General features: G+C 73.9%; 22 protein-coding genes. 11 read left to right on the plus strand and 11 right to left on the minus strand.

The window, feature by feature from the left end; all coding sequences use genetic code 11:
* Positions 1-4 precede the first annotated feature (4 nt).
* On the minus strand, positions 5-994 hold the full coding sequence (locus IPM45_05685; GenBank protein MBK9179056.1) for a phosphatase PAP2 family protein: 990 nt from the start codon (positions 992-994) through the stop codon (positions 5-7).
* A gap of 40 nt (positions 995-1,034) precedes the next feature.
* Positions 1,035-2,687: an ABC transporter substrate-binding protein gene (locus IPM45_05690; protein ID MBK9179057.1), complete on the minus strand. Its 1,653-nt coding sequence runs from the start codon at positions 2,685-2,687 to the stop codon at positions 1,035-1,037.
* 215 nt (positions 2,688-2,902) lie between these two features.
* On the opposite strand from IPM45_05690, the gene IPM45_05695 reads away from it, so the two are divergent.
* Complete coding sequence (locus IPM45_05695; GenBank protein MBK9179058.1) at positions 2,903-3,640, plus strand: ABC transporter ATP-binding protein; 738 nt, start codon at positions 2,903-2,905, stop codon at positions 3,638-3,640.
* Between the two features lie 3 nt (positions 3,641-3,643).
* Positions 3,644-5,944, plus strand: a complete 2,301-nt coding sequence (locus IPM45_05700; protein ID MBK9179059.1) for an ABC transporter permease — start codon at positions 3,644-3,646, stop codon at positions 5,942-5,944.
* A 154-nt stretch (positions 5,945-6,098) separates the two neighbouring features.
* Here the strand turns inward: IPM45_05700 and IPM45_05705 are convergent, their stop codons facing one another.
* The 5 genes from IPM45_05705 to IPM45_05725 form a co-directional block, all read right to left on the minus strand.
* Positions 6,099-7,373, minus strand: coding sequence for a hypothetical protein (locus tag IPM45_05705; GenBank protein ID MBK9179060.1), 1,275 nt, complete (start codon positions 7,371-7,373; stop codon positions 6,099-6,101).
* A 114-nt stretch (positions 7,374-7,487) separates the two neighbouring features.
* Positions 7,488-8,447, minus strand: a complete 960-nt coding sequence (locus IPM45_05710; protein MBK9179061.1) for a GGDEF domain-containing protein — start codon at positions 8,445-8,447, stop codon at positions 7,488-7,490.
* A gap of 25 nt (positions 8,448-8,472) precedes the next feature.
* Positions 8,473-8,928, minus strand: a complete 456-nt coding sequence (locus tag IPM45_05715; GenBank protein MBK9179062.1) for a hypothetical protein — start codon at positions 8,926-8,928, stop codon at positions 8,473-8,475.
* Between the two features lie 52 nt (positions 8,929-8,980).
* Positions 8,981-9,952 (minus strand): LLM class F420-dependent oxidoreductase, encoded by a 972-nt coding sequence (locus IPM45_05720; protein MBK9179063.1) that lies wholly within the window; start codon positions 9,950-9,952, stop codon positions 8,981-8,983.
* Between the two features lie 369 nt (positions 9,953-10,321).
* Positions 10,322-10,504, minus strand: a complete 183-nt coding sequence (locus IPM45_05725) for a hypothetical protein (GenBank protein ID MBK9179064.1) — start codon at positions 10,502-10,504, stop codon at positions 10,322-10,324.
* A gap of 71 nt (positions 10,505-10,575) precedes the next feature.
* On the opposite strand from IPM45_05725, the gene IPM45_05730 reads away from it, so the two are divergent.
* Positions 10,576-10,950: a DUF3995 domain-containing protein gene (locus IPM45_05730; protein ID MBK9179065.1), complete on the plus strand. Its 375-nt coding sequence runs from the start codon at positions 10,576-10,578 to the stop codon at positions 10,948-10,950.
* Positions 10,938-11,447 carry a pyridoxamine 5'-phosphate oxidase family protein gene (locus tag IPM45_05735; GenBank protein MBK9179066.1) on the plus strand — a complete coding sequence of 170 codons (510 nt, stop codon included), beginning with the start codon at positions 10,938-10,940 and terminating at the stop codon, positions 11,445-11,447. Before IPM45_05730 ends, IPM45_05735 begins: the two co-directional genes overlap by 13 nt.
* 728 nt (positions 11,448-12,175) lie before the next feature.
* Here the strand turns inward: IPM45_05735 and IPM45_05740 are convergent.
* Positions 12,176-12,970: a thioesterase family protein gene (locus IPM45_05740; protein MBK9179067.1), complete on the minus strand. Its 795-nt coding sequence runs from the start codon at positions 12,968-12,970 to the stop codon at positions 12,176-12,178.
* A 39-nt stretch (positions 12,971-13,009) separates the two neighbouring features.
* Here IPM45_05740 and IPM45_05745 point away from each other — a divergent pair, with 39 nt between their 5' ends.
* The 6 genes from IPM45_05745 to IPM45_05770 all read left to right on the plus strand — a co-directional run bounded on the left by IPM45_05745 (position 13,010) and on the right by IPM45_05770 (position 17,730).
* Complete coding sequence (locus IPM45_05745; protein ID MBK9179068.1) at positions 13,010-14,404, plus strand: amidase; 1,395 nt, start codon at positions 13,010-13,012, stop codon at positions 14,402-14,404.
* A 47-nt stretch (positions 14,405-14,451) separates the two neighbouring features.
* Complete coding sequence (locus tag IPM45_05750) at positions 14,452-14,646, plus strand: hypothetical protein (protein MBK9179069.1); 195 nt, start codon at positions 14,452-14,454, stop codon at positions 14,644-14,646.
* A gap of 58 nt (positions 14,647-14,704) precedes the next feature.
* Entirely contained in the window at positions 14,705-14,953 is a 249-nt protein-coding gene (locus IPM45_05755; protein ID MBK9179070.1) for a GlsB/YeaQ/YmgE family stress response membrane protein, read from the plus strand.
* A gap of 42 nt (positions 14,954-14,995) precedes the next feature.
* Positions 14,996-16,174, plus strand: coding sequence for a steroid 3-ketoacyl-CoA thiolase (locus tag IPM45_05760; protein MBK9179071.1), 1,179 nt, complete (start codon positions 14,996-14,998; stop codon positions 16,172-16,174).
* A 97-nt stretch (positions 16,175-16,271) separates the two neighbouring features.
* Positions 16,272-16,826 carry a thermonuclease family protein gene (locus IPM45_05765; GenBank protein MBK9179072.1) on the plus strand — a complete coding sequence of 185 codons (555 nt, stop codon included), beginning with the start codon at positions 16,272-16,274 and terminating at the stop codon, positions 16,824-16,826.
* 67 nt (positions 16,827-16,893) lie between these two features.
* On the plus strand, positions 16,894-17,730 hold the full coding sequence (locus IPM45_05770) for a polysaccharide deacetylase family protein (GenBank protein ID MBK9179073.1): 837 nt from the start codon (positions 16,894-16,896) through the stop codon (positions 17,728-17,730).
* Between the two features lie 55 nt (positions 17,731-17,785).
* On the opposite strand, the gene IPM45_05775 is transcribed toward IPM45_05770, so the two are convergent.
* From IPM45_05775 to mca, 3 genes are all read right to left on the minus strand, one after another.
* Positions 17,786-18,637: a GNAT family N-acetyltransferase gene (locus IPM45_05775; GenBank protein MBK9179074.1), complete on the minus strand. Its 852-nt coding sequence runs from the start codon at positions 18,635-18,637 to the stop codon at positions 17,786-17,788.
* A gap of 77 nt (positions 18,638-18,714) precedes the next feature.
* Positions 18,715-19,101: an SCP2 sterol-binding domain-containing protein gene (locus IPM45_05780; protein ID MBK9179075.1), complete on the minus strand. Its 387-nt coding sequence runs from the start codon at positions 19,099-19,101 to the stop codon at positions 18,715-18,717.
* Positions 19,102-19,186: 85 nt separating this feature from the next.
* Positions 19,187-20,065: a mycothiol conjugate amidase Mca gene (gene mca, locus IPM45_05785; protein ID MBK9179076.1), complete on the minus strand. Its 879-nt coding sequence runs from the start codon at positions 20,063-20,065 to the stop codon at positions 19,187-19,189.
* Positions 20,066-20,253: 188 nt separating this feature from the next.
* On the opposite strand from mca, the gene IPM45_05790 reads away from it, so the two are divergent.
* Positions 20,254-20,814, plus strand: a complete 561-nt coding sequence (locus IPM45_05790; protein ID MBK9179077.1) for a YbhB/YbcL family Raf kinase inhibitor-like protein — start codon at positions 20,254-20,256, stop codon at positions 20,812-20,814.
* Positions 20,815-20,818 lie beyond the last annotated feature (4 nt).

The raw sequence follows: 20,818 nt of genomic DNA on the forward strand, positions 1-20,818 counted from the left end.
ACGCTCAGGCGGTGGAGGGCTCGGCGACGGCATCCCGCTCGCCCGGCCCGGCCGCCTCGTCGGCCCGAGCGACCGCCCGGAGCGCTCGACGCCGCTCCCACCACCCCCATCCCCAGAACGACAGCGCCACGCACAGCCAGCCGACGAGGATGTCGATCACGTAGTGCTCGGCGAAGTACACCAGCGTGAGCGCCATGGCCACGGGGAACGCCGCCATCAGGGCGTGGAGCCACCGAGAGTGCACCTTGGGCCAGAAGAAGACCACGACGAACAGCGCGAGGGCGGCGTGGAGGGACGGCATGGCCGCGGTGGGGTTCGCCCACTGCTGGCCGTGCAGCAGCGACCGGCTCACCGTGGACAGGCCGAGCTCGCCCCAGCCCCGCCCGGTGGGACGGGCCAGGGGCTCGAGGATGCGGTAGGGGTAGCGGGGGCTCGACGCCATCCACGGCGGCGCGGTCGGCACGATCACGTACAGCGCCACGCCCAGGGCGAGCACCGTCGCGAACCGGCGCATGAACCGCACCCACTCCGCCCGGTAGCGGATCCACAGGTAGACCGACGCGGCCACGGGCAGGAAGAAGTGGCTCATGTACACGAGCGAGCCGACGACGTCGTACCAGCGGACGTGCGCGGCGTCGTAGAAGCGCTCCTGCAACCACACGTTGGGGTCGATGCCGAGCAGCAGGGCGCGGTCGATGTTGCGGGGCGCCTCGACCTGCAGGGGGAAGCCGGCCACATCGGCCATCCCCCGGCTCAGGTCGTAGGCCAGCCACATGGCCGCGTACAGCGCCAGGTCGCCGGCCATCACCAGCTGGCGCCGGAGCGGCCGCCCGACGTTGCCGACCACGAAGGCCGCCGCCACCCACCCGAGCACGGCCAGGCGGGCGACAGGCAGGCCGTTGCGCCAGAACGACCACACGAAGACGACCCCGAGCCCGCCGAGCAGCGCCCAACGCACGGGGCGCCACGGGTCGACCACCGGCCTGCCGCTCACCACGGCGGACCCTACCGGCGGTTCAGGTGCGTCTGCGCCGCTACGACGACAGCCAGATGCCGGCCGGCCAGAACGACCCGCTGCCCGGCTGGGCCAGCGAGCCGTCGGGCAGCTCGTAGGTCTCGATGCCCTGCACCTGCTCGCCGTGCGGGATCGCCCACACGGTCCACGAGCCCCAGAGGTCGTAGCACTGCTCGCCGAACTGCCGGTTGACGGCCTCGGCGGCGGCCTGGCGGGCCTCGGGATCCGGGTCCTCCCGGAGGATGTCCAGGTTCTCGTCGATGACCGGGTCGGTGATGCGACCGAAGTTCAGGGCCAGCTGGCCGACCGGCAGGGCGGTCTCCGAGTTCCACCACACCCGTTGCTGGTCGGGATCGGGGCCCCCGTGGCTGCGCCACGAGAACACCTGGAAGTTGCCGTTGAGGGCGGCCACGATGAACTGCCCCTGCTCCAGCTGGGCGATGGTGGTGTCGACGCCGATGTCGGCCCACATCTGCTGCACCGCTTGGGCGATGAGCAGGTTCGTGGCGTCGTTGGTCGTGGTGTAATCGACGACGACCGGGCCGTTCGCGGCCTCGTAGGCCTCGATCGCCGCCCGGGCCGCCTCTGGGTCGAAGGCGGGGTAGCCGGAGTCCTCCAGGTAGCCGAGCTGATCGGGGGAGAACGGCCCGTTGGCCAGCTCGCCGACGCCTGCCCCGATCGACTCCCGGATCGAGGCGTTGTCGATGGCGGCACCGAGGGCGCAGCGCACGCTCGCGTCGTCGAGGGGCGGCTGGGTGACGTTCAGCAGCAGGTAGCTCGTCTCGGCGTACCTCGTCTGCTCCACGAAGGGCGTGTCGCCGGACTCGCGGAGATCGGCGATGGTCTCGCCGTTCGTGGTGTGGAACATGTCGATGTCGCCGCCGGCCAGGGCGCGGGCACGGGTGAGGGCATCGGGGATGATCCGGTACTCGATGGCGTCGAGGTAGGGCAGGCCCTCCCGCCAGTAGCCCGGGTTGCGCGTGGCACGGAAGTACTGGCCGACGCGGTAGTCCTCGTACACGAAGGGCCCCGTGCCGACCGGCTTCGTCTCGAGGGTGGGGTCGGCGTCGGTCGCGGCCAGCCAGGTGGGCGAGGCCACGTAGCCACCCAGGTAGTAGTCGAAGGTGACCCACGGGCGCTTCAGGGTGACGACCACCGTCATGGGGTCGTCGGACGACACGGCCACGTCCTGCACGTCGAGCAGACCCTTGCCGGTGAGGAAGCTGTTCCGGTAGCGCTGGAGGTTCTCGACCACCGCGGCCCCGTCGAGGGGCGTGCCGTCGTGGAACTGCACGCCCTCGCGCACCGTGATCGTCCAGACCGTGAAGTCGTCGTTCGGCGTCGCCGACTCGGCGAGCATCGGGTGCATCTTCCCGTCCTCGCCCAGCGCCAGGAGGGGGTCGTAGACGGCTCGCATCACCACGGTGCACGACACCGCGCACGTCGACTCGGCGGGCGTCCAGGGCGTGGCCGTGTCGGCCTCGATCCCCACCACGATGCTGCCCCCCTGCCGGGGTTCGAGCTCGGTGACGGTGGTCTCCTCGCCCCCCGCGGTGGTGGGGGGAGCGGCATCGTCGTCGTCGCCACCGCACGCCGCGGCCACCAGGCCGAGCGCGAGCAGGACCGGTACCACGCGCCGCGCCCAGTGACGCCCCCGCCGGTGATCGCGCATGCTCTCCCCCTCGCCCGGGGCCCGGTGCCGCCGCCTGGCGGCACGTCGCCCGTGACCCCCGTCGCGGGCGCCGGCGGCACCCCCCGGCCTGCGCGCACGCTAGCGCCGCGGGCGGCGCGGCGCTGCGTCGGCCGGGCCCGCCGGCGGGTCCTTCGGCCCGTGACCATCGAGGATCACGGGCGTACGGTCGAGCCATGAGCGGGCCGCCCGAGGCGATGGTCGTCTGCCGGGGTGTGACCAAGCGCTACGAGGGCGCCGAGGACGGCACCCTCGCCCTGGCCGGGGTCGACCTGACGGTGGCGCCCGGAGAGCTGGTCGCGATCATGGGCCCGAGCGGGTGCGGCAAGTCGACCCTGCTCCACCTGATCGGCGGCCTCGACACCCCGACGGCAGGCGAGGTGGAGGTGACCGGCCAGCGCATGGACCGCCTCTCCGAGGCCAGGCGGGCGGTGCTGCGGCGCCGCTCGGTGGGCTACGTGTTCCAGTTCTTCAACCTGGTCGCGAACCTGACGGTCGCCGACAACATCGAGCTGCCGATGCTGCTGGTGGGCGCAGCGCCGGCCGAGGCGCGGGAACGGCGCGCCGCCCTGCTCGAGCGCCTCGGCCTGGGCGATCAGCACCGCAAGGTGCCGAGCCAGCTCTCCGGCGGCCAGCAGCAGCGGGTCGCCCTGGCCCGTGCCCTCGCCAACCACCCTCCCCTGCTCCTCGCCGACGAGCCCACCGGCAACCTCGACACCGCCTCGGCCCGCGACGTGCTGGCCCTGCTCCGCGACGAGCACGCCGGCGGCCAGACGATCGTGCTGGTGACCCACGACGAGCGGGTGGCGGCCGCCGCCGACCGGGTGCTCGCCATGGAGGACGGCCGCATCGAGCGCGAGCTGCGGCCGGCGGCCGGCGACGACCTGGGGCGGGCGCTGGCCGGGCTGCTCACCCCGGCCCCACCGGGAGGTTGAGCGGTGCGGTCCCTGTGGCGCCTGGCCCGGCGCGACGTGGCCGGCCGTCCCCTCGCCAGCGTGCTGTTCGTGCTGGTGGTGGCCGTGGCCGCCACCGCCGTGGTGGCCGGCCTGGGTCAGCAGCGCGGTGCCGAGGCCCAGTGGGACGGCGCCGTCGCCCGGGCCAACGGCGCCGACGTCTCGTGGTTCCTGCGGGCCGGGGCGCCGCTCGACGACGTGGCCGCCGACCCGGCCGTGGCCGAGGCCGGCGAGCCGATCGCGATCACCACCGGCCTGCTCGTGATCCCCGGCTCCGACCCCCTCGAGCTCGACGTTCGCGCCGCCGGCGGCGAGCCGCCGGAGGTCGCGACGCCACTGCTCGCCTCGGGTCGCTGGCTCGCCGGCGGCGCCACCGACGAAGCGGTGCTCGACCGGGCCACCGCGCTCGACCTGGGGATCGGCGACGGCGACGTCGTCCTGGTCGACGGACCCGCCGGCGGGAGCCTCGACCTCACGGTGGTGGGCACCGCCGTCGACCTGCTCGACTGCTTCTACCCCCAGTGCGGTTCGTCGACGATGTGGGTCGCGCCTGCCGATCTGGCGACGTTGGACCCCGGCGGTGAGCGGACCGCCACGCTGCTGAACCTCCGGCTCGTCGACCCGTCCCAGGTGGGCGCCTACGAGGCCGCCACCCAGGCCAGGCTCGGCGACGACGTGCTGAACGTGCTCGACCGCTTCGACACCCGCGACGACGCCCTCACCACCAACGCGTTCTTCGCCGCGTTCCTCGCCGTCGCCGGCACCTTCCTCCTGATCGCCGCCGGCCTGGTGGTGGCCACGTCGGTGAGCAGCCGCGTGCTGGCCCGCACCCGCGAGCTGGGCATGCTGAAGGCGGTCGGGTTCACACCCCGCGCGCTCGCCGGCCTAGTGCTGGGCGAGCACCTGGCCATGGCGCTCGTCGGCGTGCTCCTCGGCTTCACGGCCGGTGGGCTGCTCGCCCCCCGGTTGCAGCTCCGGATCGCCACCGTGCTCGGCGGGGGCGATCCCTCGTTCCCCCTCGACACGCTGGTGACGACCCTGGTCCTGGTGCTCGCTCTGGTGGTCGCGGCCACGCTCGTCCCGGCGATCCGGGCCGGGCGGATCCCCGCAGCCCAGGCCATCGTGCGGGGCACCGCCCCCCGGCGGGCGGGGGCGTCTCGCCTCGCCGCCCTCGCCGGCCGCCTCCGGCTCGGCCCGTCGGTGGCGATGGGGGTGAAGGACACGCTGGCTCGCCCGCTGCGCACCACGCTCACCGTGGCCGCCCTCGCCGTCACGGTGATCTCGCTCGTGTTCACCGTCGGCCTCGAGCGCACCGCCGACGCCTTCGCGGCCGACCCGGCGCTGCTGGGCGACCCCGTCGACATCGAGGTGGCGCCCGAGCAGGTCACGGCCGAGGAGGTCTCCGCCGCGCTCGACGACGTGCCGGGCGTGGCCACCTGGTTCACCGCGACCTCACGCCGGAGCTCGCTGGGTGACCAGACCTTCCAGGCCCGCGCCCTCGCCGGTGATCTGGCCGGTTCCGGCTTCGTGATCGGCGACGGCCGGATGATCGCCGCTCCCGACGAGGCGATCGTGGGCTACGGCCTGCTCGAGCGGCTCGGCCTCGAGGTGGGCGATCCCCTGCCCCTCGAGGTCGGTGGCACCACCCTCGATCTGACCGTGGTCGGCTGGTACGCCGAGACCGAGGACAGCGGCGAGATCGCCCAGATCACCCTCGACGCGCTGCGGCTGGCCGAGCCGGGCGCCGCCCCCGGCGGGGTGCTCGTCCGGGTCGAGGACGGCGTTGACCCGGTGACGGTGGCTGACGCCCTCACCGACCGGTTCGGCGATCGGGTCCGCGTCGAGGTGCAGGAGACCGACCTGGGCGACCTCGACGCCTTCCGGGCGACGGTCGCGCTCCTCAGCCTGCTGGTGGGCGCCGTCGGTCTGGTGAACCTGGTGTCCGTCACCCTGCTCGGCCTCCGGGAGCGCACCCGGGAGCTGGGCGTGCTCAAGACGGTGGGGTTCACCCCGGGCCAGCTGCTCGTGGGCGTGGCCGTCGGGGCAGGCCTGCTCGCCCTCCTCGCTGCGCTGGTGGGCATCCCGGTCGGCACGGCGCTGTCCGGCTCGCTGCTCGACACCGTGAGCGAGGACGTGGGCCAGGGACCGGGCTTCGCGCCGGGACCCAGCCCGCTCTCGCTGCTGGCGGTGGCGGTGGGCCTGATCGGCGTCAGCGCCGTGCTCGGCGTGCTGGCCGCCCGTCGGAGCGTGAGCGTCGACGTGGCCGAGGTGCTGCGCTCGGAGTGAGCGATCAGGCGCCGGCACCGCGGGGATCCCGGCCCGGCCGGGGAGCCTGGTGCGCCCGTGGTCGCCCAGCGACCATCTGCGCACCGAGCCCGGCCAGGACGCGACCGGGGCCCGGTCACGACGGCGACCGGGGCCCGGGACCGCATTCCTGGTCTCAGGGGGCCGGGATGAAGTTCTCCACGAACCCGTCGGTCATGTCCAGGGTGGACTCCCAGTTCACGAACGTGTCGTAGCCGCCACCGCCCCAGAACACGTCCGGGATGCCGACGTTCCCGACGAAGGTGTCATCGCCGTTCTCGCCGTAGAAGGTGTCGCCGGCGGTGGCCCCGCCGCCGACCATCGTGTCGTTGCCCTCACCGCCCCAGCCGGTGTCGTTGCCGGTGCCGCCGTTCATGGCGTCGTCGCCGTCGCCGCCGACGAGGTTGTCGTTGCCCGACCCGCCGTTCAGCGTGTCGTTGCCGGCATCGCCGTAGAGGTTGTCGCTGCCCGACCCGCCGTTGAGGGTGTCGTTGCCGTCACCGCCGGTGGCCTGGTCGTTGCCGGCGGCACCGTCGATCACGTCGTCGCCAGGCCCGCCGAGCAGGACGTCGTTGCCGCCCTGGCCGTTCAGGTCGTCGTTGCCGTCACCGCCGTCGAGGTAGTCGTCGCCGGGGATGAACACACCCACCAGCAGATCGCCCTCGAGGTCGTCGTTGTCGGGGCCGCCGAAGACCTTGTCGTTGCCGACCCCGCCGAGGATGGTGTCGTTCCCGTCCTGCCCGAGGATCGTGTCGTTGCCCCCGAGCCCCAGGATCACGTCGTTCCCGCCCTGGCCGAAGATCGTGTCGCTGCTGAAGAGGCCACCGGTGATGGCCTGACCGCAGTTCTGCCCGTTGACGGTGCCCGACCCGAAGATCACGAGGCTGCACCCGCCCCCGGGCGCCGGCGGCGTGGGCGGCACGAGGGCCACGGGAGGCGGTGGGTAGGGCGGCGGCGTGGGCGGCACGTCGTTCACGAAGGGCGGCAGGGACGTCGGCCCGAGCAGGGCCGGTCCGCCGTCACCGCCGAAGGGCCCCGAGACCACGGCCACGACGGGCGCCGATCGCTGGCCGTCGCCAGTGACGGCGACGATCTCGTAGACGTGCTTCAGGCCCTCGGGTGGATCCACGTCGAGGTAGCTGGTGCCCTGGACGGTGGCGATGAGCACGCCGTCGCGGAACACGTCGTAGGCGACCACGTCGTCGGACGGGCTCGGGTCCCAGCGCACGAGCACGTCCGAGCCCAGGAGCACCGCGCTGGCCCCTGAGGGCGGTGCAGGTGCCTCCGCCCTGGCCACCGCGGTGGGGCCGGAGGTCGCGGTCGCCACGGCCGGCAGCCCGATCAGCACCACCGGGCCAGCGGCCAACCCCAGGACAGTCGTCCGCACCAAGACGCTGCGTCGGTTGAGCATGCTGCCTCCCCGGTTGCTGGGTGGGTCGGGCTCGCCACTGGCTCGACGCCTCCCCCGTCGCCCGCCACGCGGCCGAAGCCGGCACCGTAGCAGCGCGACTGTCGGGATCGTCCGCTACGTGGCGTCGGTTCCGGGACCGGTTCCGGTTCCGGTTCCGGTTCCGGGCGCCGCCGGGGGAGAGCCCTCGGCGCGCGCCCGGAGCGGCTGCGCCGTGGTCGGCGGCGCCTCGGGGTGCTCCCGCGCGTCGATGGCCGCGAAGGCCTCGCGGAGCGCCGACAACCCGCCCTCGTTGCCGGGGACGGTGACGAAGCGGGCCGCCAGGTCGGCCACCGCGAGATGCACCCCGCGCTCGGCCAGCACGTCGCCGAGGGCCTGCGCGAACCGGCTCGTGAAGACCCGCGCACCGTCGGCGGCCGTCTCGGGGAGGACGACCGCGAACAGGTGGTCGTCGCCGTCGACCCCGTGGACGGGCCGATCGACGGCGCGGACGTTGGCCCGGATGAGCGCCCCCGTCTCGCCGAGCACGCTCCGCCGGTGCCGCCGGGAGAGCGACGCCAGTGCCGCGCCGGGCACGGTGACGACCGCCACCGAGAACACCGACTCGTAGCGCTGGGCCCTGGCCGCCTCCAGGTCGAGCTCCTCCACGAGGAAGCGGGCGTTGCCCAGGCCGGTGACGTCGTCGACGTCGTCGTAGAGGTCGAGCTTGACGATCGAGTGCCGGAGGGTGCTCACAGCCCAGCCCCCGACGGCGCCGAACGTGAAGAAGGCAGCGGTGCGGGAGAGGATCAACGAGGCGAAGGTGGCGAAGCCGACGGCATCGATGGCGCTCCGACGAGCCAGGAGGTAGACGACGCTGGCGATCGCGGCGGAGACGAGCCCACCGGTCAGGCCGCCGAACACGAACGCGATGAAGATCGGGACGAACAGCACGACCGCCAGCACCTCGGCCGGCTCCACCCGGCGGGCCCACGTGACGAGCACGACCACGCCCAGCACGAGCAGGCCCGCGGCCAGCAGGAGCCGGCGGGTGGCCTCGTAGCTCAGGGGCTTGCGGTCGGGCGGGCCGTCGGGCACGGGGGTCAGCGTAGGCGCCGGCCCGTCACGGGCCGATGAGCACCGAGCCCTGCAGCTCGTGGGTGCCCTCGTCGAAGCGGACGCGGATGCGGTCCTCCCTGGTCTCCCCGGGGCCGATCTCGCCGATGGACACCGGCAGGGACGTGGCGCCGATGTCGAGCCCCACGGTGCCCCGCCACGTGTCGTCGGTGGTGTTGGTGATCGGCAGGATCACCTCGACGGCGCCGGGATCGTCGGCCTGGACCCCCATGGTGAGCACCAGGCCGCCGCACACGCCCTCGTCCTGGCCGGGGGTGATGGTGGCGGAGCTCAGGATCGTGGCCGAGCCGTCGGCCGCGATCTGCACGGTGAACGGCTGGGCGACCTGCTCGGAGCAGGTGAGCACGTGGGTGAGCCCGCGGAGCGACGACTGGAAGACGGGGATCAACAGCACTGCGAACGCGAGCACCAGGGCGATGCGGCCCCGCAGGATCGTCGGCACCGCCCCAGTGTGCCCGCCGGCGGCCCGCCGGGGAAGGCTCCGGGGCCGCCCGTCAGCCCGCGGCGGGCGCCAGGTCGCGCACCGCCTGGCGCAGGTCGACCCCGAAGGGCATGACCGCGAGCGCGGCGGTGGTGACGCCGTTGTCGAAGTAGCGCTGCACGTGGGCCCGGCACGCCGCCGGCGAGCCGTGCACGATCAGCTCGTCGACGACCTCGTCGGGGATCGCGGCCAGCGCCGCCTTGCGGTCGCCGGCCCGCCACGCCTCCCACATCGGCCGCAGCACCTCGCCGCGCCCCAGCCAGTCGTGGAACGCCGCGTAGACGGGCACGTTCAGGTAGGCCGCGATCGCGAACCGGCCCATCTGGCGCACGGTGTCGGCGTCGTCCGACGGGCACACGAAGATGCGGGCCACGATCTCCTTGCCCGGGCCGCCCTCGTGGACGTACGGCGCGACCGTGGCCACGTCGTCGGCCGAGAGCCAGTTGATGATGGCGCCGTCGCCCTCGCGACCGGCGAGCCGCAGCATGCCCGGCCGCAGGGCCCCGATCAGGATCGCCGGCGGCTGCTCGGGACGCACGCCGAGGCGGAAGCCCTTCACCGAGAACGTCTCGTAGTCCTCGGTGACCTTCTCCCCGCCGAGCGCGGCCTTGAGGAACCGCACCGTGTCGCGCACGCGCTGGTAGGGCTTCTCGAAGGGGATCCCGTTCCAGCGGCCGACGATCACGTCGGACGACGTGCCGATGCCGAACGCGAAGCGGCCGGGAGCGGCATCGGCCAGCGAGGCGACGCTCTGGGCCAGCAGCGCGGGGCCACGGGTGTAGGCCGGCACGATGGCGCAGCCCAAACGCAGGCTGGGCGCCCACACCGAGGCCAGCGCGAGGGGCGTGAACGCGTCGGCGCCGTCGGCCTCGGACGACCAGACGTCGGTGTAGCCGAGGTCGACGAGCTCCTCGATCCACTCGCGCTGGGCGTGCAGGGGCACGCCGCCGAACGGGATGGTCATGCCAGTGCGGGTCTCGGTCATCGGTCTCCCCCGTCAGTCCTTCCAGTAGCGATTCGGGCGCTCCTGTGACCTGCGACCATAGACGGACACCGCCCGTGACCTGCACCGATGGTTCCCGGTCGTTCCCGCCCGGTCAACCCGATTCCCGGGCTGCTGAGGACCGATTGAGGACCGAGCCGGGTTAGGGAGTTCCGACCTCGCGGCCATGGGGGGCGGAAGCCGGCAGGGGGTTGGGCTGCGCGCGCGGCCGCGAAACCCGGGGGGAAACCCGGGCTGGTCTACGCGACCTTCTCCGGTACCTGTGCGCCCGCGTGGGGCGACGTGCCCGCTCTGGGCAGGGTCACACCTGGACACCACTCCCCGAGTGGCTCATGGCCGGCGGCGTGACGCTCAGGGGACGGCGACGTCGAAGTCGGGCGGGCCGCGCGCGAAGTCCCTCACCTCGCCCGAGTCGACCTCGCCCTGTTCGACGTAGTCGGTGCCGGGGCCACCCCAGATCTGGTCGAACCCGCCGCCGCCGCCGAGGTAGTCGTTGCCGGCCCAGAACGAGGAGAACTGGAGAATCCACTCCACGTCGATGAACCTGTCTTCGAGGCATTGCGCCGGCAACCTCGCTTGCCGGCGGCCGGTTGGGGGCTGCCGCGGTGCTGCATGCAGTCTCGACGGCCGGTTGGTCGTTTCCTGCAAGCGACCGCGAGACGCTGGCCGGGCTCGTGGTCGCCTCGCCGCGCTCTCTGAGCACGCCAGCAACGATCGCGGTGACCGGCCTGCTCGCCGGCGCAGTCGCAACGGTGATTGCTGGCGCCACATCCCCCATGGGCCCGGCTGGTCCCATCAAGCTGGCGCACGACATGTTGGCCGCCGTGCTCGCCGTCCGCGGCGCACGCGACCTCGTCGAAAGCACGCTCTGCAACACATCGGCGACGCCGGAGTTCCGCCGCTGGGACCGTGCGCTGCACTCACCCGCTTGCCTCACGCTTGCCGGCACGGTGTTCCTCTCGACAGGATGCCGCCGATGACCCCTGACGTGCTGCTCGCTCGCGCGTGCGAGATCCTGCGATCTCGGCCCTACGTCTTCTTGTGCACGTCAGCAGGCGCGGGCGTTGTGAACGCCCGGCAGGTGCAACCACTTCGCGGCGACGACGACCTCGACCTGTGGGTGGGCACCAGCCCTCGTTCCCGCAAGGTAGCCGAGGTACGCGACACCGGCCTCGCCACCGTCGCAGTCGACGACCCCCGTGCCTTCGCGACCGTGACGATGCGGTGCGAGGCCACAGTGGTCAGCGACCTGCCCGAACGCCTGGCGCGGTGGGACGAGGAGCTTCGGGCGTTCTTCCCCGCAGGCCCCGAGGGCGACGACTTCGTGCTCGTGCACCTCGTACCGACTCGCATCGAACTCATCGACTTCGTGAACGCCATCACACCCGATCCCTACGGCCTGGTCCCTGCGGTGATCCAGCGGGTCGGCGGCAACTGGAGCCTCGTCACCCCCGATCGTTACGACGCCGGCGAATGAGCGTCGCTCCCGTCAGCCGCGCCGAGCACCTGGCGGGTCAACCCCATCTGCGCCAGAGCAGCGTCGTGGACAAGACGAGCTCGGCGAGAGCGACGAGTGCTGCCACTACGGATCGATGACGACGACATCGTCCACGCGATCCCCACTCGCTGGCGATCGGGGAGCAGGACGATGCCAAGGTGCCCTACCTCGGCCCGGACCGCGCTGAGAACCTGCTTGACGGTCCCGACCTGGGGACCGCCGCGTCGTACTACGCAACAACCTTCGGGGCAAAGGCGAAGCACTGGGTGGCCGACATGACGCGAGCCCAGGACCCCGACTCACGGGTCGAGCACCCAGGGAAGCCGAAGAGCCCGATCGAGAGGGAGCCCGAGCCCGAGCCGCCGCCTAACCCAAAGCTACGTTGCCCGAGGCGCGGCCCTACGGCGACTCGTTCTACCGGGATGTGGCGACGGCGTACCGCGGGCGCAGGATCGACGCGGAACGCTTCCTCGACCGTGTGCGCGGCGACCTCGCCCGCGGCGCCTCCGTCGACCTGGCGGCCAGCACGGTCGGCACCGCCTACGAGCACGGGGCCGCGATCTTCCGGGCCGCGGTTCGCGACCGCGTGCCCGCGGTGACGCCGTGCGACGGGATCAGGCTCCCGAAGGCGGCGCCGGCGCGGGTTCGAGCCGCTCGACGTGGAGGTCGTCGAGGCTCTCGTCGACGCCGTCCCGAACGGTCGTCCGCTACTTCCAGTACCGGACGATGCACGACTGGCTGGCGGTGGCCAGCAGCGTGCCGTCCTCGGCCCACAGGTGCACCAGGCCGTGGCCGAAGCCGCTCCACACGGCGTGCACCCGGATGTCGAGCAGCACCCACTCGGTGGGCACGAGGCGCGCCATCCGGAGCGTGTTGTCGAGGCTGTTGCCGCCGGCGCGGGCACCGAGCGCCTGCCCGACCCCCATCGGGATGTAGTCGCCGAGGATGGCCAACGCCGCGGGCGACATCTCGAGCAGCTCCGGCATGCGGGCCCACATGAGGGTGCGGCCGTCGCCAGGCGTGCCGTCGAGCTCCGAGAACGAGCGCATCCTGGCGGCCCGCAGGTCGAGCCGCTGCATCACGGAGTCGTCGATGCTGAAGCGGAACTCACGCGACGGGCACTGGTCCGGAGGCGGGACCTCGGGCGCCTGCTCCCACTGGCCCTCGGCCGCGAGGGGCCGCACGCCGAGCGCCGCGTTCACGGTGAGGATCTCGGCGTTGCCGACGTGCCCGACCGCCCGGGCCTGGGTGATCTGGTGCCCTTCCACGGCGACGACGACGTCGATGTCCATGACGCTGCCGGGGCGGGCGTACGACAGGTACTGCGCCGTGGCCCACACGCACGGGCGGCCGCTGGTGCCCTCGAGGGCGGCGATGGCGGCGCCCAGCCCGCAGCCACCGAACAGGAAGCCGCCGCCCGTCGAGATCCCCGGCGTGATCGGCAGCTGCCAGCGGTACGGGTTGTGACTGGGCTCGAGGCCGAGCCAGGCGCGGGCGTCCACGAGCAGCGCAGGTTACGCGCGCCGGTACGGTGTCGGCCCATGACCCAGACGCCATGGCAGGGCGACGCCTGCTCGCTGGTCGACGCCTTCCGCTCCGGGGAGCGCTCCCCGCTCGAGGAGCTCGACGCCACCCTGGCCGCCATCGAGCGGTCGGGCCTCAACGCCTTCTCCCACCTCGACCCCGACGGCGCCCGCGCGGTGGCGGCCGAGGCCGACGTGTCGCTCCCCTTCGGCGGTGTGCCCGTCGGCATCAAGGAGCTCGACCGGGTGGCCGGCTGGCCCCACACCGAGGCGTCGGTGGTGCTGCGCGGCGAGGTGTCCCCGGTCGACTCCACCCTGGTCACCCGGGTCCGGAGGGCGGGCGGGGTGGTCGTCGGGCTGACGACGTCGAGCGAGTTCGGCGGCGTGAACCTGACGCGGACCCACCTGAACGGGATCACCCGCAACCCCTGGGACCTGGCCCGCACCCCGGGGGGCTCCTCGGGTGGCACCGCCGCGGCCGTCGCCGGTGGCCTCGTCACCCTGGCCAGCGGCGGTGACGGCGGTGGCTCGATCCGCATCCCGGCCGGCTTCTGCGGCCTGCTCGGCCTGAAGTGCACCTACGGTCGCATCCCCAAGGGCCCGTTCATGGAGGTGGGGTCGCTGACGGCGGTGCTCGGGTGCCTCTCCCGGTCGGTCCGCGACACCGCCCGCTGGCTCGACGTGTGCAACGGTCACCACCCCCGCGATCCGCTGAGCCTCCCGCGGGTCGACGGCTGGGAGGCCGGTCTGGGCTCCCACCTCGACGACGTGCGGGGCCTGCGGATCGCCGTCGTCCCCGCGCTCGGGGGGGCGGTGGTGCACCCCGACGTGGCGGCCCTGGTCGAGGACGGGGCCGAGGCGCTGGTGGCGGCGTTCGGCCTCGACCGGGTGGACGTGGAGCTGCGCCTCCCGTCGCTCGGCGCGGCGTGGTCGCTGTCGGGGCTCGTCGGCGTGCGCGCGTCGCTGGGCGACCGGTGGCCGGCGTGCGCCGACGACCTCACGCCCGAGATGCGGTTCGGCGTGTCGTTCGCGGAGGAGCGGTTCGATCTCGAGGCGGCGGCCAAGGTGGAGCGGCGCCGCACCGCGCTCAACGAGGCCATGGCCGACCTGTTCGACGAGGTCGACCTCGTCGTCGCGGCCAGCAACCCCGACGTCGCCTTCGCCGCCGAGGGCCCCCTGCCGAGCGTGGTCGACGGCGTGGAGGCCGGCCTCGGCAACAACGGCGCCCTCACCATCCCGGCCAACATCTACGGCAGCCCCGCCGTCTCGGTGCCGGTGGGCACCGTCGGCGGCCTCCCCGTCGGGCTGCAGATCCTCGGCCCGCACTTCCGCGAGGCGTGGCTGCTCGACCTGGCCCTGGTGCTGGAGCGGGAGCGGCCGTGGCCGCTGGTGGCGCCCGACGCGCCTGCCTAGCGCGGGGGCGACGGGACACTGACACACCCCCTCTTCATACTGGGGGCATGAAGCGTCAGCTGGTCCTCATCGAGGGCGACCTCCCCCTGAGCGAGGCCGGCGTCCCCCCCGACGGCCACCGGAGCGCCTCGTGGAAGCTCGACGAGCGCACCCGGCGGCTCGGCCTCGCCGGGGTGGCTTCGGCCCGCCAGATGCTGCGGCGGGCCGAAGCCGAGCGCCAGAGCGACCATCCGGCCGCCTGAGGGAGCGGGCTCCCCGCACCATCCGGCCGCTTGAGGTGGCGGGCTACGGTGCCGGCCGATGAGCATCGCGGCCTGGATCCTCGTGGGCTTCGTCGCCGGGGTGCTGGCACGGGCAGCCACCGACACCGAGCAACGCGGCCTCGTGTTCTCCACCGTGGTCGGCATCGCCGGGGGCGTCGTCGGTGGTCTGCTGTTCCACCTCGTCACCGGCGAGGGGCTCGTGGGCTTCAGCCTCTACTCGATCTTCGTGGCGTTCCTCGGCGCCGTCACCCTGCTGTGGGTGGCCAACCGCATCCGCCGCCGGTGATCCCGGGCGACCACCGCCCACGCCGCGCCTACCATCGGCCACATGCCTGAGGTCGTCATCGTCGAAGCCGTCCGCACCCCCGTCGGCCGTCGGGGCGGGGGGCTGTCCTCCGTCCACCCGGTCGAGCTGCTCTCCATCGCCCAGAAGGCGGTGATCGACCGGTCCGGCATCGACCCCGCCGAGGTCGGCCAGGTCGTCGGCGGGTGCGTCAGCCAGGTCGGCGAGCAGTCGTTCAACCTGGCCCGCACCGCCTGGTTGGCGGCCGGCCTGCCGCTGTCGGTGGCGGCGACCACCATCGACACGCAGTGCGGCTCCTCCCAGCAGGCCACCAACCTCGCCACCGGCCTGGTCGCCGGCGGGGTGGTCGACGTGGCCGTGGCCTGCGGCGTCGAGGTGATGAGCCGGATCCCGATCGGCTCCAACAGCAGCAAGAAGCTCGGGCTCGGCGTGCCGATCCCCAGGACCTACTTCGGCCGGTACGAGATGACGAGCCAGTTCGAGGGCGCCGAGAGGATCGCCGCCACGTGGGGCATCACCCGCGAGGACGCCGACCGGTTCGGCTTCGAGAGCCAGCGGCGGGCGGCGCGCGCCTGGGCCGAGGGCCGCTTCGACGGTCAGATCGTCGAGGTCGACGCGCCCGACGTCGACGAGGACGGCGCCCCCACCGGCACCACCCACCGGGTCGCCCGCGACGAGGGCCTCCGCGAGACGACGCTCGAGGGCCTGGCCAAGCTCAAGGCCGTGGCCCGAGAGGACGGTGTGCACACGGCCGGCTCGTCGTCGCAGATCTCCGACGGCGCCGCGGCCGTGCTCCTCATGACCCGCGAGAAGGCCGACGCCCTCGGCCTGCGCGCCCGGGCCCGGGTCCTCGACACCTGCCTCGTGGGCGTCGACCCCGTGCTGATGCTCACCGGGCCGATCGATGCCACCCACCGGCTGTTCGCCCGCACGGGGCTCACCATGGCCGACATCGACGTCACCGAGATCAACGAGGCCTTCGCCTCGGTGGTGCTGGCGTGGGCCAAGGAGCTCCAGCCCGACATGGAGACCGTGAACCCCAACGGTGGCGCCATCGCCCTCGGCCACCCGCTCGGTGGCACCGGCGCGGTGCTCCTCACCAAGGCCCTCCACGAGCTCGAGCGCACCGACGGCACCAACGCCCTGGTCACCATGTGCTGCGGTGGCGGGCTGGGCACGGGCACGATCATCCAGCGCGCCTAGCCCGGCGCCGGTCAGGCCCGCGCCCACGGGTCCCGCCGGCGCGTCCCCACCTCGCGGCGCCCGCCGCCTCCCGAGCCCGACACCATCGGAGGCCGCCGTGCCCGAAGCCGCCCACGGGCGCCCGCGACCCCCTGCCGCCAGCCGGCCGGGGGTCGCTGCGCTCGCCCTGCTCCTGCTGCCGCTCACCGCCGCCTGCGCCGGTCGCGCACCGTCCACCGGCGACCCACCCGGCGCCGCCACCGTCGAGCGCGTGGTCGACGGCGACACGATCGTGGTCGACCTGGGCGGGCGGAGCGAGCGGGTCCGCCTCATCGGGATCGACACGCCCGAGAGCGTCGACCCGCGGCGCTCGGTCGAGTGCTTCGGCCGGGAGGCCGCCGCGTTCACCGCCTCGCTCCTCCCTGCCGGCACCCCGGTGCGGCTCGTCCGCGACGTCGAGGCCCGCGACCGCTACGACCGGCTGCTGGCCTACGTGTACCGCCAGCCCGACGGGCTGTTCGTGAACGCCGAGCTCGCTCGGCAGGGCTACGCCCTCCCGCTCACGATCCCGCCGAACGTGGCCCACGGCGACGAGCTGCGCGCCCTGGCCGCCGAGGCCAGGGACGTCGGCCGGGGCCTCTGGGCCGCCTGCCCCGATGCCGCGGCCGGGTGACGCTCCCGGGCACCCCTGACCGGCGTCGGCGTGCCGGTCCCCGGCCCGGCGGCGCTACCGTCGCGCCATGGCGACCCTCGCCGAGCGCCTCGGCCACCGCCCCGATGCGCGGCTGCTGATCGTGAACTGCGACGACCTCGGCTCGGCCCACGCCGCCAACGTGGCCGTGTACGACGCCCTCCGCGAGGGCATCGCCACCAGCGCGAGCCTCATGGTGCCCTGCCCCTGGGCCAGGGAGGCGTCGGCCCGCTACCGGGGCGAGGACGTCGGCGTCCACCTCACCCTGAACGCCGAGTGGGACCTGTACCGCTGGGGGCCGCTCACCCATGCGCCGTCCCTGCTCGACGGCGACGGCGGCTTCCCCCGCACCCTCGCCGACGTGTGGGACCACGCCGACCTCGACGAGGTGCGTCGCGAGCTGCGGGCCCAGGTGGAGCGGGCGATCATCTGGGGCTTCGACGTGAGCCACCTCGACTCGCACATGGGCACGCTGCAGCTGCGACCCGAGTTCTTCGACATCTACCTCGAGCTCGCGGTCGAGTTCCGGCTGCCGATCCGCCTCTCGGGGGCGTCCACACAGCGCACGATCGGCTTCCCCTTCCGCGAGCTGGCCGCCGAGGAAGGCGTCCTGTTCCCCGACCACCTGGTGGTGGTGCGGGGGGTGGGGAGCCGGCGCTCCGTCGAGCGAGCCGTGCTCGAGCTGCAGCCGGGGGTGACGGAGGTGTACGTCCACCCCGCCATCGACACCGCCGAGCTGCGGGCCTTCGCCCCCGACTGGGCCGGGCGGGTCGACGACCACCACCTCGTCACCAGCGACGGCCAGCTGCGGGTGATGCTCGACCGGGCCGGCGTCGAGCTGATCGGCTACCGCGAGGTGCGCGACCTCCAGCGCGCCGGAGCCTGACCCCCGCCACCTCGCTCCCGGGGGCGGTGCGGACCGCCGGCGGGCGCGCCACCGCTCATGCGGGAGCGGGGCGCCACACGGCCGTCGTGAACACGCGCGACACCTCGGCGCCGGCCTTGGCGTAGAAGCGGACGGGGCCGATCCAGGCGATCTCCAGGTGGTCCCGCCCCGCGGCCGCCGCGTCCTGGCAGCAGGCCGCCAGCAGCGCCGAGCCCAGTCCCCTGCCCCGCCACGACGGGTCGGTGCCCGTGGGCCCGAACCACCCGGGCCGGTTGGCCCCGTGGCAGGCGAACCCGACGACGGCCCCGTCGTCGCGCACGCCCGCGTGGGCGCCGCCGAGCTCGATGGCCCGCTGCAGCTCCGGGACCCAGTGGGGGAAGGCGTCGGCGCACCACCGGCGCACGCCGGCGGGGTCGACGGCCTCACCCACCCGGCCCACGCGGCAGCCGGGGGGCACGGGCGCGCGGAACCCGGTCGGGCACCGCAGGTTCAGCGCGGCACCGGTGCACACGTACCCGGCCGCCTCGAACAGGCAGAGCCCACCGGTGGAGCGCACGTCGATGCCGGGCCACAGGTAGAAGGGGGCCGACCCGCCGGCGTGCACCTCGATCGCGCCCTGCTCGACGAGCCACGTGTGGGCGGCGTCGAGCAGGGCCCGCCCCAGACCCGCCCGGCGGGCGGCGGGGTCGACCACGATCAGCCGGACGTAGCCCAGCGCCACGCCGGCGGTGCGGCGGAGCACCGCCGAGACCGCCCCCCGGCCGGCGGGATCGGCCAGGACGACCGCAGGGTCGGGGTCCGCCCAGCAGCACCGGCCCAGCACGTCGGCCGCGAGGTCCTCGCCGGGCATGGCCGCGGCCACCAGCGCAGCCAGCTCGACCGACCGGTCGGGCCCCCAGGCGATCATCGGCTGGCCGTCGCGTCTCCGAACGACGTCGGGTGGTCCGGCGGCGGGGTCGGCGTCCGGCCCCGCCGCCGGACCGGCTACCACTCGGTCTGCTCGGCCAGCTTGGCGCCGATCGCCTTGTACTCGGGGCTGGCGGTCAACGGCATCAGCGACATGAGCTTGGCCATGTTGCCGGTGACCTTGATGCGGCCCTGCATGAAGGCGGCGTTGGCGTCGAGGTCGCCCTTGTCGATCTTCATGGCGTCGTCGTACGTGCGGGTGAGCGTGAACTCGGCGGCCGGGTCCTCGCCCAGCTGGTTCTCGAGCATCTTGCCGTTCTCGATCACCGTGAAGAACGAGACGTCGCCGTCGGGCGTGCCCGTGACGACGTACTGCATGCGTGCGGTGGCACCCGGGCGCTCCGGGAACTCCTGGCCCAGCTCCTGCTGGAGGTCGAGCCATTCCTGTGAGAGGTACTTGACCATGCCGGCTCCTCGCGTCGATTCGCTGCGGACGCCGGATCGTACCGACCTGCGGTCGGCCCCGCAGCCAGCGAGCGCCGGAGGGGCCTCAGGCGCGCACGCGGTGGCGCAGCCCGGCGAACAGGTCGTCCTCGCACTCGCCCGCCGGCGGCGAGCCCACCAGGCTCCGGGCCAGGACGTAGTCGTCGTACGGGTGGATGGTGCGGGCCACGTCGGCAGGCAGCCCGAACCAGAAGGGCGACGTCGGGTCGATCTGGGTGGCGTGGGCGAGCAGGGCGTCGTGGCGCACGTGGTACCAGTCGCCGATCGCGATGCGGGTGGTGATGCGGTGGTCCTGGCTCGGCCGGTCGAGCCAGGCCCGGTCGAAGGGCGACTCGAGGCCCAGCTCGAGCATCTTCTCGTGCATGGCCACGACCCGGGCCCGCGACCAGACCGTGTAGTAGAGCTTGCTCGGCTGCCAGGGGTCGCCCGCCTCGGGGTGGGCGTCGGGGTCACCGGCTCGTTCGAAGGCAGGCAGGCTGATGTCGTGCACCCGCAGGTGGTCGGGATGCGGGTAGCCGCTCTGCTCGTCGCCGTACGTGATGATCACCTGGGGCCGTTCGCGGCGGATCACGGCCACCAGGCGGCCGATCGCCTCGTCGAGGTCGGCGTTGGCGAAGGCCTCCGGCCGGGCGTTGGCCTCGGTGCCGGGCATGCCCGAGTCGCGGTAGCCGAGCAGGACGACCTCGTCGTAGCCGATGATGGCCGCTGACCGGGCCAGCTCGTCCCGCCGCACGGCGGCCAGGTCGGCACGGACATCGTCGCGGTCCATGGCCGGGTTGTGGATGTCGCCCTCCTCGCCGCCGGTGCAGCACGCGAGCACCGTGCGGGCACCCTCGGCGTGGTAGCGGGCCACCGTCGCGGCACCCTTGGACGCCTCGTCGTCGGGGTGCGCGTGCACGGCAAGCAGGCAGAGGTGCCCGGTCATGGCGTGAACGCTACCGGTAGCCTGACGGGCCGAGGCACCCGGAGGAGCACCGCGATGGAGTCGCCCGAGGTCTGGCGCTGGATCTGGCTCGGCGCACTGTCGCCCGGCGCGCGCGGCGCCGTGCCGGGTGCGCCCGCCTGACGGTGCCACGACCCTCCCGCGCCCGGGCCCGGCTGGTGCTGGCGGCGCTGCTGGTGGCCACGGCGGCGTGCTCGGACGACGGCCGCACCCTCCGGCCGCCCGGCCCCGGCCAGACCACCACCACCACGTCGGCACCCACCGTCGGGACGGCCGCCGACGCCGCCGTGTTCGACCTGGTCGGCCCGTTCGGCGACGGCGCCCAGCTGCCCATCGGCTTCACCTGCGACAGCCCCACCAGCCCGACATCGCCCCCCCTCGGGTGGACGGGCGTCCCGGCCGGCACCGTGGAGCTGGCGCTGACCGTGATCGACCCGGACGCGGAGGGCTTCGTCCACTGGGCGGTGGCCGGCATCGATCCGGCGTCCACCGGGGTCGGCGGCGGCCCGCTCCCGGCCGGCGCGGTCGAGGCCCTGAACAGCACGGGCGCCGCCGGGTGGACGCCGGCGTGCCCGCCACCGGGCGCCACCCACCAGTACGTGTTCACCCTCTACGCCGTCCCGAAGCCCCTCGCCCTCGCGCCCGGCACCCCCGCCCAGGAGGCGGTGCAGACCATGCAGGCGGCCGCCGGCAGCGCGGCCGTGCTCACCGGGCTCTACACCCGGCCCTGAGCGC

It is taken from the genome of Acidimicrobiales bacterium (assembly GCA_016716005.1).
In the GTDB taxonomy this organism is placed as follows: domain Bacteria; phylum Actinomycetota; class Acidimicrobiia; order Acidimicrobiales; family JADJXE01; genus JADJXE01.

Bases quoted from the DNA above. Each gene is read 5' to 3' on its own strand.
- IPM45_05705 (MBK9179060.1), bottom strand. From the start codon at position 7,373: ATGCTCAACCGACGCAGCGTCTTGGTGCGGACGACTGTCCTGGGGTTG.
- IPM45_05695 (MBK9179058.1), top strand. From the start codon at position 2,903: ATGGTCGTCTGCCGGGGTGTGACCAAGCGCTACGAGGGCGCCGAGGAC.
- IPM45_05690 (MBK9179057.1), bottom strand. From the start codon at position 2,687: ATGCGCGATCACCGGCGGGGGCGTCACTGGGCGCGGCGCGTGGTACCG.
- IPM45_05720 (MBK9179063.1), bottom strand. From the start codon at position 9,952: ATGACCGAGACCCGCACTGGCATGACCATCCCGTTCGGCGGCGTGCCC.
- mca (MBK9179076.1), bottom strand. From the start codon at position 20,065: ATGACCGGGCACCTCTGCCTGCTTGCCGTGCACGCGCACCCCGACGAC.
- IPM45_05760 (MBK9179071.1), top strand. From the start codon at position 14,996: ATGCCTGAGGTCGTCATCGTCGAAGCCGTCCGCACCCCCGTCGGCCGT.
- IPM45_05755 (MBK9179070.1), top strand. From the start codon at position 14,705: ATGAGCATCGCGGCCTGGATCCTCGTGGGCTTCGTCGCCGGGGTGCTG.
- IPM45_05770 (MBK9179073.1), top strand. From the start codon at position 16,894: ATGGCGACCCTCGCCGAGCGCCTCGGCCACCGCCCCGATGCGCGGCTG.
- IPM45_05735 (MBK9179066.1), top strand. From the start codon at position 10,938: ATGCCGCCGATGACCCCTGACGTGCTGCTCGCTCGCGCGTGCGAGATC.
- IPM45_05775 (MBK9179074.1), bottom strand. From the start codon at position 18,637: ATGATCGCCTGGGGGCCCGACCGGTCGGTCGAGCTGGCTGCGCTGGTG.
- IPM45_05745 (MBK9179068.1), top strand. From the start codon at position 13,010: ATGACCCAGACGCCATGGCAGGGCGACGCCTGCTCGCTGGTCGACGCC.
- IPM45_05780 (MBK9179075.1), bottom strand. From the start codon at position 19,101: ATGGTCAAGTACCTCTCACAGGAATGGCTCGACCTCCAGCAGGAGCTG.
- IPM45_05750 (MBK9179069.1), top strand. From the start codon at position 14,452: ATGAAGCGTCAGCTGGTCCTCATCGAGGGCGACCTCCCCCTGAGCGAG.